General features: G+C 69.5%; 10 protein-coding genes and 2 pseudogenes. 8 read left to right on the forward strand and 4 right to left on the reverse strand.

All coding sequences use genetic code 11. The features are described 5' to 3' along the window. A pseudogene (locus A4X17_RS19510) lies at nucleotides 1-723 on the forward strand (hypothetical protein); the annotation flags it as partial. A 43-nt stretch (nucleotides 724-766) separates the two neighbouring features. Here the strand turns inward: A4X17_RS19510 and A4X17_RS13230 are convergent. The 3 genes from A4X17_RS13230 to A4X17_RS13240 all read right to left on the reverse strand — a co-directional run bounded on the left by A4X17_RS13230 (nucleotide 767) and on the right by A4X17_RS13240 (nucleotide 3206). Further along, the gene (locus A4X17_RS13230; protein ID WP_064296154.1) at nucleotides 767-1144 is read right to left on the reverse strand and encodes a DUF1801 domain-containing protein; all 378 of its coding nucleotides are present in this window, start codon (nucleotides 1142-1144) and stop codon (nucleotides 767-769) included. A gap of 4 nt (nucleotides 1145-1148) precedes the next feature. Next, complete coding sequence (locus A4X17_RS13235; protein WP_082916165.1) at nucleotides 1149-2450, reverse strand: C40 family peptidase; 1302 nt, start codon at nucleotides 2448-2450, stop codon at nucleotides 1149-1151. Nucleotides 2451-2720: 270 nt separating this feature from the next. After that, nucleotides 2721-3206 carry a MarR family winged helix-turn-helix transcriptional regulator gene (locus A4X17_RS13240; RefSeq protein ID WP_231884389.1) on the reverse strand — a complete coding sequence of 162 codons (486 nt, stop codon included), beginning with the start codon at nucleotides 3204-3206 and terminating at the stop codon, nucleotides 2721-2723. Nucleotides 3207-3692: 486 nt separating this feature from the next. Here A4X17_RS13240 and A4X17_RS13245 point away from each other — a divergent pair, with 486 nt between their 5' ends. From A4X17_RS13245 to A4X17_RS13260, 4 genes are all read left to right on the forward strand, one after another. Beyond that, a complete protein-coding gene (locus tag A4X17_RS13245; RefSeq protein WP_231884390.1) occupies nucleotides 3693-5237 on the forward strand; it encodes a sugar transferase in 1545 nt (514 codons plus the stop codon). A 493-nt stretch (nucleotides 5238-5730) separates the two neighbouring features. Further along, nucleotides 5731-6999 (forward strand): glycosyltransferase, encoded by a 1269-nt coding sequence (locus tag A4X17_RS13250; protein ID WP_064296155.1) that lies wholly within the window; start codon nucleotides 5731-5733, stop codon nucleotides 6997-6999. Further along, nucleotides 6996-7775, forward strand: coding sequence for a CDP-alcohol phosphatidyltransferase family protein (locus tag A4X17_RS13255; RefSeq protein WP_064296156.1), 780 nt, complete (start codon nucleotides 6996-6998; stop codon nucleotides 7773-7775). Before A4X17_RS13250 ends, A4X17_RS13255 begins: the two co-directional genes overlap by 4 nt. Before the next feature lie 103 nt (nucleotides 7776-7878). Further along, on the forward strand, nucleotides 7879-8988 hold the full coding sequence (locus tag A4X17_RS13260; protein WP_231884391.1) for a glycosyltransferase: 1110 nt from the start codon (nucleotides 7879-7881) through the stop codon (nucleotides 8986-8988). Nucleotides 8989-9030: 42 nt separating this feature from the next. Here A4X17_RS13260 and A4X17_RS13265 read toward each other — a convergent pair whose 3' ends face one another. Then, nucleotides 9031-9759, reverse strand: coding sequence for a hypothetical protein (locus tag A4X17_RS13265; protein WP_082916168.1), 729 nt, complete (start codon nucleotides 9757-9759; stop codon nucleotides 9031-9033). A gap of 29 nt (nucleotides 9760-9788) precedes the next feature. Here A4X17_RS13265 and A4X17_RS13270 point away from each other — a divergent pair, with 29 nt between their 5' ends. The 3 genes and pseudogenes from A4X17_RS13270 to A4X17_RS13280 form a co-directional block, all read left to right on the forward strand. After that, nucleotides 9789-11228, forward strand: coding sequence for a polysaccharide biosynthesis tyrosine autokinase (locus A4X17_RS13270; RefSeq protein WP_064296159.1), 1440 nt, complete (start codon nucleotides 9789-9791; stop codon nucleotides 11226-11228). A gap of 4 nt (nucleotides 11229-11232) precedes the next feature. Beyond that, complete coding sequence (locus A4X17_RS13275; protein WP_064296160.1) at nucleotides 11233-12549, forward strand: acyltransferase; 1317 nt, start codon at nucleotides 11233-11235, stop codon at nucleotides 12547-12549. Then, a pseudogene (locus tag A4X17_RS13280) lies at nucleotides 12464-13382 on the forward strand (hypothetical protein); the annotation flags it as partial. The gene A4X17_RS13275 and the pseudogene A4X17_RS13280, both read left to right, overlap by 86 nt.

Genomic DNA, 13382 nt, shown 5'->3' on the forward strand with positions numbered 1-13382 from the left:
CCGCCCGCCGAACCGACGGACCCGACGCCGCCCGCCGAACCGACGGACCCGACCACGCCCACGGACCCGACGACGCCTACGGACCCGACCGCACCCGCCGACCCGGCACCGCTCGTCTCCGACGACTTCGCCCGCGAAGTGACCGGTGGCTGGGGGGATGCGCTCCTCGGCGGCGCCTGGACGCTCGCCGGCGGCCGGACCGGCTTCGCCGTCACGTCGAACCGGGGTACCATCACCGCTGCTCCGGGCGCGACTCGCACCGCCGTGCTGGCGGCGACGCAGGTCGGAGCGGCCGAGACCTCGGTGACGTTCTCGCTCGACCAGGCGCCGAGCGGCGGCGGTCAGTTCGTCTCACTCATCGTGCGGCAGGTCGGTTCCGAGCGATACGTCACGCGCGCTTGGATCCAGGCGTCCGGTGTCGTCCAGCTGCAGGTGCAGCGCAACGGCAACACCATCAGCGCACTGAACCTCGCCGGGACGTCGGTCGGAGCCGGCAGCGAGGTCCACCTCGTGACGCGGACGACCGGCGTCAGCGGCACCACGATCGAGGCCAAGGCGTGGACCGGAGACGTCGAACCGACGACGTTCCAGCTGTCCGTCGTCGACGACACCCCAGGACTGCAGGGTGTCGGAGCAGTGGGTCTGGGCCTGTACCTCTCGGGGTCCGCCACGGCGTCGACGACCGTGTCGTTCCGAGACTTCCGGGTGCTGCCCCTCGGATGACCAGGTCCGGCGCCTGGCATCCCGGAGCATTCCGACACCTCGGTCAGGCCCGCACCCAGCGCCCGATGAGTTCGAGCAGGGCGGGTTCGGCGGCGGCCGCCGCTTCGATGGTCGAGAAGGTGACGACTCCGCGGTCCGGCGCCGCCCACGCCACGAGACCGGAGGGGTCGTCGAACCGGAAGGCGTCGGTGTCGTCCCGCTGATGCACCCCGCGGTGCAGGATGATCCGGATACGGTTCGCCGGGTGCAGCGCGAAGGTGACGCGGTCCTCACCGTCGTAGACGAAGCTCGGCGCCTTCCACTTCAGGTGCTCCGAGAACCCCGTGTCCGAGGCCATGATCGCCTCGCGCAGACGGACGACCGCCGGTTTCAGCTGGTGCGTGAGGGACGCGAGGTAGGCGTCGACCTCGGCGGAGCTCATGGGATCAACCCGTCGGGCGACCGACGTAGGGTGCGACGTCGCCGGAGCCCCAGATGCCGCCGACACGGGTACCGGCCCGCTCGTTGGCCGCCTCGACGATCTGGCCGTTCCCCAGGTAGATGGCGACGTGGTAGTAGTCGTAGCCGCTCGACCAGAAGATGAGGTCGCCACGCTGCTTCTGGCTGTAGGGCACGAGGCGTCCCTGCGACTGCATCGTGTAGTACTGGTTCGTCGCCGAATGCGTCCCGATGCCGCTGCCGTAGGCCGCGCGGGTGAGCCCCGAGCAGTCCCAGACGTTCGGGCCGGAACCGCCGAGCTGGTAGCCCTTGCCGACCTGGGCGAGCGCGAAGGCGATCGCGGACTCGACGCCGGCGGAGTTCGGAGGTGCGACCGAGCCGCCGCCACCGCCACCGCCGCTGGACGCACCGCCGCCGCCGCCGCTCGATCCGCCGCCGCCGGATGAACCGCCGCCCGAGGCGGGAGGGGTGTTGGCCGCGGCGGCAGCCGCAGCGGCTGCCGCCTCCTCCGCCGCCTGACGAGCGGACTCGCCGGCCGCGTACCCGCGCTCGGTCTCGGCGGTGGTGTTCTTCAGGGAGGCGAGCTGCGCGTAGAGCTGGTCGGCCTGCTGCTCCTGGGCCGCCACGGCTGCGGATGCCGCCGCCGAGGCGCTCTCCGCCTCGTCGTACTTCGTCTGCGCTTCGCCCTCGAGGCGTTCGCGTTCGGTCTTCGCGACCTCCGCCTGGTCGGTCAGCCCGCTCGCCGCGTTGCGGTCGGTCACCGCCTCGGCGTAGCTCGCGGCGTTCCGCTCGCCCAGCTTGTCCATGACGGACAGTCGGGACAACAGGTCGTCGGACTTCCCCGCGCCGAGGACGAGGTCGAGCGAGACGTCGCCGCCGCCGCCGCGCGACAGCTGTGCGATGAGCGCACCGGCGCGCTGCTTCGAGACCTTGGCAGCGGCCGCAGCGGCTTCGGCCTGCTCGCGCAGGGCCGACTCGCGGGCGGTCGCCTCGGTCACGGCGTCCTGCGCCTGACGATAGGCCTCGGCGGCGATCTGTGCCGTGCGGAACGCGGCGTCGGACTGCTCCTGTAGCGAGGTGATGAGTGCGGTGATGTTCGTGATCTCGGCGGCCTTCGCTGACTCACTCGACTTGGCCGCTTCGACGTCGGCCCAGCTCGGGTAGTCGTCCGCATGGGCCGGTAGTGCACCGACGGTGAGTGACGCGGTGACGACGCCGACGGAGAGGGCCATCGCCAGCCAGGGACGGCGGCGGCCGTGCTGCGCACCGGGCGTTCGTGCGGGGGTCATCATTCTCCAGTCCGACGACACGATCACGGCGACCTCGGCGGGTCGCGGCCGTCATCCTGTCACAACAGTCACAATAGAAACTTTGATCACACTAGCCACTCTCGTCCCGGAGCACCAGCTCGAATCCCCCCGGACGGGGTACGGCTGTGCCTGGGTGTGCCTCTGAGCGGACACCCGAAGGGCCGCCCCGACTGGACACCCGCATCACGCAGGTTCCCCGTGGGCACTTCGACAAGCTCAGTGACCGGGGTGGGCGCGTCGGGCCACGGGTCAGGCGGGTTCGACGTCCTCGGGCGACCAACGGGCGGACTCGCCCGAACGGATGATCGCGAGCAGCTGGGACCGCAACGCCGACTCGTCGGGGAGTTCCGGGAAGACGTCGGCCTCCAGCCGGTGTGCGGCGAGCCAGGCCTCATCGCCCGCAGTCGTCCGGCTCACCACGTGACGGCGACGGTCGTCGACCGCGGCGATGCGCTCGATGTGGCCGGCCCGCTCCAGTCGGTCGAGCGTGCGCGACATCGTCTGGTTCTGCACGCGGGCCCGTCGGGCGAGCTCCTTCTGACTGGCGGGCCCGCTGTCGAGCAGGTGCAGCACGATGAGCCCGGCGTGGGTCACCCCGATGCCGTCGAGGGCCTGCTGCCAGGTGTGCTCGATCAGTCGCGACGCCGTGGAGAGGAGGCGCCCGGTCGGCCAATCGGCCATGGGATCGCGGGCGGCGTCGGCGATCGCGCCATCGGTCGCGCGCGCTCCATCCATGGCACCAATGTAGTCGCTGAGCATGCGGTCGATCCGCCATCCGGGATGGGCGCAGCCGGGTCGGGCGGTGCTGTCCCCCACCGGGCCCCGACGGACGCGATCGACGAAGTCCGTGGCCGGATCTGCGAATGACGACGGAATCACGCGTCCGAGGGCACGCTCACCCCCAGAATTGGGGGCCGTCACCCCCCTGGAGTGGGGGATCCGCCGATGACCCCCGCTTCCTAGAGTTGAGGGATATCCAAGGGGGACGCTCATCTCGACCGGTATCACCGGTCGGTCGTGGGTACACGAGCGACGTCGCGTTCTCCGCGGGCGGCCCGAACCGCCCGTGCGCACCGCGCACCAGCACCACACCCGAACCCACCAGTGGATAGCAGCCCTCATGACGACGTACCCGAACCGCCGTCGGACCCTCCGACGCCCATGTCCGTGCACCCGAACCGCGGCCACCCTTCCGCACCGCACCGAACGGTGGGCCACCGCGTGAGCACCGACGTCAAAGAACACCCGTTCCCGATCACCGGCCCGATCGCGAGCCCCATCGGGTTGCGCCGACGTCGAGCCGTCGCGCTCGGCGCGGCCTCCTCCCCCGCCGCGGTCGCCTCACTGACGCGACGCGAATGGTCGAAGCGATACCGTCGTCGAGTCGTCCTCACGGACAGTGCGATCGCACTCTTCGCGGTCTCCGCCGCGTTCGTCGTGCGGTTCGGCGACGCCCCGGTCGGTCCGGAGGGCCAACAGCTCTACGTCATGCTCTCAGCGGTCATCGTCCTCGTATGGCTGGGCTTCCTCGGATTCACGAGGACACGTGACAGCCGCATCATCGGCTCCGGTGTCACCGAGTACAAGCGCGTGGTCAACGCCAGCGCATTCGCCTTCGGCATCCTCGCGATCGCCTTCCTGATCCTGAAGATCGACATCGCGCGCGGGTACTTCATCCTCGCGCTCCCCGCAGGGACGCTCGCCCTCCTCGCCTCGCGCTGGATGTGGCGCAAGTGGCTGCTCAGCCGCCGTCGCGTCGGAGAGTACACGGCACGGACGGTGGTCGTCGGTCGGCGTGACGACGTCGACTACGTCCTCGAACAGGTCGCGAAGCAGCACAGCATGAGCTACACCGTCGTCGGTGCGGCGATCGTCGACGAGGAGACCGCCGAGCCGTTCTCGAGCCGGGGCCGATCCGTCCCGGTCATCGCCCACGTCGACGGCGTGGCGCAAGCCGCTTCGAACCTCACCGCCGACGCGGTCATCATCGCCGGACCCGTCGACGGCGGCAGCGACTACATCCGTCGCCTCGGCTGGGACCTCGAGGGGACCGCCACTGAACTCGTGCTCGCCGCGCGGCTGACGGACGTGGCCGGACCTCGGATCCACTTCCGACCGGTCGAAGAGCTGCCGCTGATCCATGTCGAGATCCCCCAGTTCGAAGGCGGTCGCCACATCATGAAGCGCGCGCTCGACATCGGTCTCACGGGCTTCGGGATCCTGCTCATCTCGCCGCTGTTGGCCCTCATAGCACTCGCGGTCAAGCTCGACAGCCCGGGTCCGGTGCTGTTCCGGCAGGAACGCGTCGGTCGGAACGGCGAACGGTTCACCATGTTCAAGTTCCGGTCGATGATCACCGACGCCGAAGCCGCCCTCCCAGCCCTCATGGCGCAGAGCGAGGGCAACGGCGTGCTCTTCAAGATGAAGAACGACCCGCGGGTCACGCGCGTCGGCCGCATCCTGCGCAAGTACTCCCTCGACGAGTTCCCACAGCTGTGGAACATCCTGACCGGCGACATGAGCATCGTCGGGCCCCGGCCGCCACTGGCGAGCGAGGTCGCCGAGTACGAGAAGGACGTGCACCGACGTCTGCACATCAAGCCTGGCCTCACCGGCATGTGGCAGGTCTCCGGGCGTTCCGACCTGACCTGGGAGGAGAGCGTCCGCCTGGACCTCTACTACGTGGAGAACTGGTCCATCACGGGCGACCTGATGATCATGTGGCAGACCGTCAAGGTCGTACTCAAACCGGTCGGCGCGTACTGATGCGCGGGCCGCTGTCGGTGATGCCCCCAAAGCGAGGGGTGTCCTGCGAAAAGAGGACAAATCCCCTTCCAGAGGGGACAACACTTCGATACAGTCGTCTCCATCACCGCGAACCGGTGAGCCGCTCGACACCCGAAACACCCGAATCCGTCGAGTCGGTCCACCTGGTCAATGACGCCGCTCGCGCGCACGAACCCGATCGTGCATCGATATCCGTGACGCTTACCCGAGCGAATCGACCTTCGACGCCGTCCGCACCCGAAAGCGGACGTACCGGGCGAACGCGCACGCGCTGCACCATCGTCGTCGTGCAGGGACACCCGACCCGGTACGCGACGCCCACCATCCGAGCAACGACGCTTGCAGCGTCGACATCCCGCCCCGCCACGCAGACCCGGACACACTGCCGCGGAAGCGAACCCATGAGAAACCCGAACTCACCCATGACCTCCATTCAGCAGCGCTCGACGACCGGCGAAACGGCGACGATCCGATGACTGGCCACTCTCGCAGGGGCGTCGCCCACGGACGTCAGCCCGACGGCACCCTTCGCATCGCGATGGTCGGCACGCGAGGAGTCCCTGCGGCGTACGGCGGGTTCGAGACCGCGGTCGAGGAGATCGGCAGCAGGCTCGCCGCGCGCGGCCACGAGGTCACGGTCTACTGCCGCCGCACCGCGGCTGAGCAACCGGCCGAGCATCTCGGTATGCGACTCGTGCACCTGCCTGCCGTCCGCAAGAAGGTCCTCGAGACCCTCAGCCACACCGCTCTGTCCGTTCTCCACATGGCGGTCACCCGACGCCACGATGTCGCCTTCGTCTTCAACGCGGCGAACGCACCTTTCGTCCCCGTCATCCGCGCCAAGGGCATACCGACCGCCGTGCACGTCGACGGCCTCGAATGGAAGCGGGCGAAGTGGAGCGGTTCAGGCAAGCGCTACTACCGCTGGGCCGAGGAACGTTCCGTTCGCACAGCCGACGCCCTCATCGCCGACGCGGCCGGGATCGCCGACTACTACGAGCAGCAGTTCAGCGTGCCGACCGAACTCCTCACCTATGGCGCGAAGATCCTCGAACACCCGAGGACGGATCTGCTCGGCTCCGGCGCCGGTGTCGAGGCCGGCGCGTTCCACCTCGTGGTCGCCCGCTTCGAACCGGAGAACCACGTCGACCTGATCGTCGAAGGCTTCATCCGCAGCGCCGCGCGGCACCCGCTGGTCGTCGTCGGTTCGGCACCGTACGGCGCCGAACACAGCGAGCGCATCGCCGCCCTCGCCGCGAGCGATCCCCGCGTGCACCTGCTGGGCGGCGTCTGGGACCAGGAGCTCCTCGACCAGCTGTACGCCGGCGCGCTCACCTACGTCCACGGCCACTCGGTCGGCGGCACCAACCCCTCGCTCCTCCGCGCCATGGGCGCCGGTACGGCCGTGATCGGTTTCGACTCCGTGTTCAATCACGAGGTGGTCGGTGACTCCGGTTCCTTCTTCGCGGCGAGCGACGAGGTCGCCCGCCTCATCGAACAGGCCGAACTGGACGAGGCGGGCACCGCCGCCCTCGGAGCGGCCCTCCAGGTGCGCGCCGCGGAGGTCTACCGCTGGGACAGCATCGCCGACGGCTACGAAGCACTCGCCCTCCGCCTGGCGGACGGCGCGACGATCCACCGCACCGGACGATTCACCCGCCTGCCCATCGACTGGAACCCGAAACCGGTCAGCAGCATCAACCCGACACACGTCACCGAGAGCACCGGAGGATTGGCATGACCCGAATCACTGCCGACACCCGTTCGACCACCGAGTCCTACACCGAGATCGTCGCCCGCCTGGCCGGTGCGCAGAAGAAGCGGGCTGCCGGAGCGCCGGCCTACTCGATCTACGTGAACCGCAAGGCCGGCCGATACCTGGCCGCCGGCGCCTACAAGGTCGGACTCACGCCGAACATCGTCACGGCGATCAGCGCGGTGTTCACCTTCTCCGGCATCGCGATGCTGGCCATCCTCCCGCCGGCGTGGTGGGTCGGCGTCGCCGTCTGGCTCGCGCTGGCGATCGGATACGCTTTCGACTCGGCCGACGGTCAAGTCGCACGTCTGCGCGGCGGCGGCTCCGCCAGCGGTGAGTGGCTCGACCACGTCGTCGACGCCACGAAGATCTCGACCCTGCACCTCGCCGTGCTCATCATGGTGTTCCGCCACTTCGAGTTCACCGACCCGGCGCTCTACCTCATCCCCATGGGGTACACGGTGGTCGCGGCGGTGTCGTTCTTCGCGATGATCCTGAACGACCAGTTGAAGGCCGCCTACGGGTTCAAGCCCGCTGCGGACGCGCGGAAGAGCTCGCCGCTCCGCTCGCTCCTCGTGATCCCGACGGACTACGGCTTCCTCTGCCTGGTGTTCCTGCTGCTCGGCGCGCCCGTCCTCTTCTTCGCCGTGTACACGCTGATGTTCGTCGCGAACGCCGGCCACCTGCTCCTCGCCTCCGTGAAGTGGTTCCGCGACATGGACCGCCTGGGTGCAGACCCCGTCTCCGAGCTGCTGAGTTGATCGGACGATGAACGACCTTGGGGGGTCTGGACGGCCCGAGCCGATCAGACGGAGGACGCTGCTGCTCGCTCATCCGAGTGCAGACCTGTACGGATCCGACCGCGTGTTCCTGGAGACGGTGGAGGCGTTCGTCCGCGACGGGTCCGACGTCGTGGTCACCATGCCCGCGGACGGACCACTCAGCCCGCTGCTCGTCGAACGGGGTGCGCGGGTCCACATCGTGCCGACCCTCGTGCTGCGGAAGCGTCTGCTCACCCCACGCGGGTTCGGCGAGCTCGTGTCGCAGACCGTCCGAGGTCTGCGGGCGGGTGGTCGTCTCATGCGCGAGGTGCAGCCCGATCTCGTCTGGACCAACACCATCACGATCCCCTTGTGGACGGCGCTCGCGCGGCTGCGCCGTCTCCCCTCCGTCGTGCACGTGCACGAGGCGGAAGGATCGGCGAAGCCGATCGTGATGCGCGCCCTCGCATTCCCCCTGCTGTTCGCCGATCGGCTGATCGCCAACAGCTCGTACAGCGCCAAGACACTCGAGCGTTCCTACGCCCGCCTCGTCGACCGGACGACCGTCGTCCTCAACGGGGTCCCCGGGCCGTCCGAGGTCACGGCTCCTCGGACGGACGTCCTCGACGAACTTCGCGTGCTCTTCGTCGGACGCCTGTCACCGCGGAAGGGGCCGGACCTCGTCATCGAGGCCGTCGACGAACTCAACCGCCGTGGGATCGACGCGCGCGCCGACATCGTCGGCGCGGTCTACCCCGGCTACGAGTGGTTCGAGGACGAGCTGCGCGCCTCGATCGCCGCGCGGGACCTGGCGGACCGTGTCACGCTCCTCGGCTTCCAGCCGACCCCGTGGCCTGCACTCGCCGCCAGCGACGTGCTGGTCGTGCCCTCCCGGCTCGACGAGCCGTTCGGGAACACCGCCGTCGAGAGCATCCTCGCCGCACGACCGGTCGTGGTGAGCGACACCTCCGGGCTCCGCGAGGCCGCCGCCGGCTACCGCGCAGCAAGTTTCGTGACCCCCGCAGACGCCGTCGCGATCGCCGACGCGCTCGCCGAGATCCGGTCCGACTGGGCTGCTCGGTCCGCGGCAGCGCTCGACGACGAGCGCATCGCGGCCGACCGCCATTCGGTCAGGGCCTATCAGGACCGCATCATCGACTCGGTGGACGGGCTTCCGCTCCGGCCTCGTGGGGCGGAGCGGGTCGATGCGTAGCGTCCTGCTTCCAGCGCAGGGACTCCTGGCAGCGGCGGGTGGTCAGGCCACGTCGCGCGGTGCCGTCCTCGGCACCGCGTCGGCGAGCAGCCCGGCGACCTCACCGACCTGCGCGATGGTGCGGTCATGGGCGGCCGACCCCGAGAGGTGGCCGTCGGCGATGTCGAACGGGTCCGTCGGCGCCGCAGTCCGTCCGAACCGTCGGAGGCCCTTCGGTCGCCGGCTCGGCGCGACGAACCCGCGGCGCCCGTGGATGACTGCCGCGAAGCGGTCGAGCACACCCTCCAGCTCGATCCCGTCCTCGTCTGCGAATCCGGGCACGACGGCCAGAGCCGCCGCCTCCCGCAGGGTGAACGTCCGGGACCGGGCGGCGGGTGCGAGCGTGGCGATCGCCGATCGCTCGGCCGTCGACGCGGTGAGGATCAACGATGCGTGGTCGATGATCGCCTCGGTGATCGGCCGTGACCGGTGGGCATCGGCGAACGCCGCGAAGCCGGTGCCGCGCTCGAGCCGCCTCACCCGCTCACAGATCTCCGAGCCGGTCCGCGCCGTCACCCCGGCGCTCTCGACGACGACCTGGTCGAATTCGGCGAGTCCGCTCAACCGGCGTTCCAACTGGAACGCCGCAAGTGGCGACCGGCAGACGTTCGCCGCGCACACCACCAGCAGTGTCTGGTCACGTTGCTCGTCCAGATCCCCGCTCCCCTCGTCCTCCCCACATGATAGTGGGACCACCAGGGCGGCCGTTCCGCGCCGCCCACAGCACAGCACCGGCCCGGTGCCGGCAGAAGGGCAGTGACGTGACCGTTCACGACTACCTCGGCGCGATCCGCAAGCAGTGGGCCGTCATCCTTCTCCTGGCGCTCCTCGGAGCGGCGGGAGGTTATGTCTACGCTCAGTCCATGCCGAGCATGTACCGCTCGACGAGCAGCGCCTACGCCTCCGCCGCGTACGGCGAGTCGACGAGCGAACTCGTCCAGGGTTCGACCTACGTGCAGAACCTCGTGCAGTCCTACGCCCTCATCGCGAAGTCCCCGTACGTGCTGCAGCCGGTCATCAACGACCTGGGTCTCGATCTGACGGTCGCGCAGCTCGCTCGGACCGTCACGGCGGACACCCCCCTCAACACCGTGGTGGTCGACATCTCCGTCGTGAACTCCGACCCGGAGCTGGCCAGGGCGATCGCCGACGGCATCGCGAAGTCGTTGTCAGACGCCGTCGCGAACATCTCCCCGAAGGATGCGGCGCAGGCCGCCTCGGTGCAGCTCACCATCATCTCGCCGGCGTCGGCACCGGTGAACCCGGTCTCGCCGGATGTCCGGCTGATCACCGGTCTCGGCGCCGCGGTCGGTGTCCTGCTCGGCCTGGCATGGGCGGTCCTCCGCGAGCTCGTGGACACCCGGATCCGGAGCAACACCGACATCGACCTCGTCACCGACCTGCCCCTCCTCGCGGAGATCGGCCGCACCTCACGCGAGCGACGCATCGCCCAAGTGGTCCGCTCCAGCCCGAACGGCGTCACGGCCGAGGCGTTCCGGTCACTGTGCATGAGCCTCGCCTTCGCCGACGTCGACAAGCCGGTCGCCTCCGTGGTGGTCACCTCCGCGCTGCCTGGCGAGGGGAAGAGCTCCGTGTCGGTCGGGCTCGCGATGTCACTCGCGGAATCGAGCGGGAGCGTCATCCTGGTCGACGGCGACCTCCGGAACCCTTCGATCGCCGACTACACCGGCCTCGAGGGATCGGTCGGTCTCACCAGTGTCCTCCTGGGCGACTCCTCGCTCGACGACGCGGTCCAGCCCTGGGGGGTCCCCGGCCTGGACATCCTCGTCGCGGGCGCCGTCCCGCCGAACCCGAACCAGCTCCTCGCCTCGGACACGATGCGCGGCACCCTCGAGGCGTTGAAGGCACAGTACGACTTCGTGGTCATCGACACGTCCCCGGTCATCCCGGTGACGGACCCCCTCTGGCTCGTCCACGAGACCGACGGTGCGATCGTCGTCGTCCGGGAGCGTCGGACGAAGCGACAGCAGCTCCAGAAGGCGCTGTCCAACCTCGACTCCGTCGGCGCGCGTGTGCTCGGTGTCGTGGCGAACGACGTCCGGCACCATGAGCGGACCACGTACTACACCGATGACGAGAACGCCCGACCCCGCCAGAGCGGCCGTGCGCTCCGCCCGCGCCGGCGAGCGCTCGCGACCGGGGCCTCGGAGCCGACCCCCGAGACCGCCGGAGACCGGTAACCCCATGTCCGCGACCGCCCGACACGCGCGGCCGGGTTCGGCTGAGGACACCGGTTCCCGAGAAACCTGGATCGATTCCGCGCGCGGTATCGCGATCATCCTGGTGGTCCTGTTCCACGCAGTCATGTACCTCGGCGTCGCCGGGATCGCCGGTCCATGGGCGCTCGCGAGCACTCCGCTCGACACCTTCCGGATGCCGCTGTTCTTCTTCGTCTCCGGGCTGCTGGCGCCCTCGGCGCTCGCTCGATCCTTCGGGGATCTGTTCCGCAAGCGTCTGGTCTTGCTGCTGTACCTCTACGTGGTGTGGAGCACCGTGCAGACCGCGTACGGCGCAGTGATGCCCCCCTTGGACGACGCACCGGACCCGGTGGGTTGGTGGTCCTTCGCCTCGATCCTCGTCCAGCCGCACCCCAACCTCTGGTTCATCTACGCACTGCCGATCTATTTCATGATCGCCTGGCTCATGCGCAGCTGGCCGAGGCTACTGCAGCTGGCGATCGCCGCGATCGTCTCCGGTGCGTTCGGCACCGGGATCTTCTCCTCGCTCGGTGTCCCGTGGGAGAAGGCGGGGCGCTATTTCTGCTTCTTCCTCCTCGCCGCGCACGCGGCACCGATCATCCGGCGGCTCGCTCCGCGGCTCCGGCTCGGACATCTGTTCGTGCTCGTCGTGATCTACGGAGGCATCGTCGCCTTCGTCCTCCGCACCGAGTGGCGATTCGCCCCCTTCGTGCTGCTCGGAGCCGGACTCGTGGCCACCGCCACCGGCATCGCGCTCGCGGTGGTGTTGTCCCGCGTGCGCGCGGGTGCCTTCCTGGGCTACCTCGGCACCAGGACCCTCCCGATCTACCTCGTACATACGTTTCCTATGATTGCCGTTGCTGGAGCTCTGCATCCAGTAGCGGACGAGGTCGCGTCCTGGCAGCGAGTGGCTCTCCCCCCTGCCCTCGCCGCGCTGTCGATCCTCGTATCACTAGGCATCCACCGACTTCTCCGCTCGGTACCCGGCGTCTTCTCCGTCCCGGTCCAGAGGTGGACGACCACCTCGGATCTTCGCCTCCGAAACGTGGACCCGTCACAGATCCCTGCTGTAGCATCCCTCAACAACACTCCAGCGCCACCCGACCGAAACGGCCTCCCGAAGGCCGAGTCCGCCCCGCACGACGCGACCGCACCATCCCCGCCCCTGCTCCGCGTCGAGGGATCGGACGTTCCCGATCCCTGTGAGGAACCCTGTTTTGACTTCCGCTCCGCACGCAGCCGGTCCCCCCGCCGACCGCCGACACCCGAACCAGACGACGACCAGCACCCCCGCGACGCCTGAGCGGCGCGGTCGGGCCCGGCGTCTCGGCTCACTGCTGGCCGCCGGTGCCGCAGCCGGCGCACTGATCCTCAGCTCGTTCACGGTCGCGACGCCGGTGAGCGCCGCGACGGAGACCTGGAAGGTCGGCTCCCCCGTCGTCAACGACACCTTCGCCAGGACCGTGGCGAGCGGATTCGGCACCGCAGAGCTCGGGGGCGCCTACACCTCCCCGGTCACCACCGGCCTGGCCGTGGCGACCGGTGGCAGCATCTCCTTCGCCACCCCGGGCACGGCCCGCCAGGCCGTGCTCTCCGGAGTCCAGATCGCCGACGTGCAGGCGACCGCGACGATCACCGTCCCGACCCTCCCGACCGCTGGTAGCGGACTGTACTTCGGGCTGCAGACGCGCTCCGACGGCAAGCGGTACTACCAGAGCACCCTGCGTGTCACACCCACCGGCTCGGTCTACCTCGGCACCGCCCGCGTCGACGGCTCGACCGCCGACCAGACGAGGCTCTCCAAAGAGGCGCTCATCGCCTCAGACCTCCAGCCCGGTCAGTCGCTCCAGATGGACCTCCGCACCCGCTCCTCCAACAGCGTCACGATCGCCAGTCGCGCCTGGGTCGTCGGCGGTGCGAAGCCCTCCTGGCAGCGAATCGCCACGGACGCGAGCGCTCAGCGGCTGCTGTCCGGCGGAATCGGGGTCTGGGGCTACCTCTCCAGCGCCGCGGCACCGCAGGGCCTCGGGATCAGCGCGTTGAGCGCCGCCCCCGTCACCTCGACGACGTCGAACCCGGAACCGGAACCGACGACGCCGGTCCCCACGCCGACGGAACCCACCGACCCCGTCGAGA

The organism is Plantibacter sp. H53 (assembly GCF_001650455.1).
In the GTDB taxonomy this organism is placed as follows: Bacteria; Actinomycetota; Actinomycetes; order Actinomycetales; family Microbacteriaceae; genus Plantibacter; species Plantibacter flavus_A.

Coding starts and splice junctions, on each gene's coding strand:
- A4X17_RS13230 (WP_064296154.1), bottom strand. CDS start 1,144: ATGAGCTCCGCCGAGGTCGACGCCTACCTCGCGTCCCTCACGCACCAG.
- A4X17_RS13235 (WP_082916165.1), bottom strand. CDS start 2,450: ATGACCCCCGCACGAACGCCCGGTGCGCAGCACGGCCGCCGCCGTCCC.
- A4X17_RS13240 (WP_231884389.1), bottom strand. CDS start 3,206: ATGGATGGAGCGCGCGCGACCGATGGCGCGATCGCCGACGCCGCCCGC.
- A4X17_RS13250 (WP_064296155.1), top strand. CDS start 5,731: ATGACTGGCCACTCTCGCAGGGGCGTCGCCCACGGACGTCAGCCCGAC.
- A4X17_RS13255 (WP_064296156.1), top strand. CDS start 6,996: ATGACCCGAATCACTGCCGACACCCGTTCGACCACCGAGTCCTACACC.
- A4X17_RS13275 (WP_064296160.1), top strand. CDS start 11,233: ATGTCCGCGACCGCCCGACACGCGCGGCCGGGTTCGGCTGAGGACACC.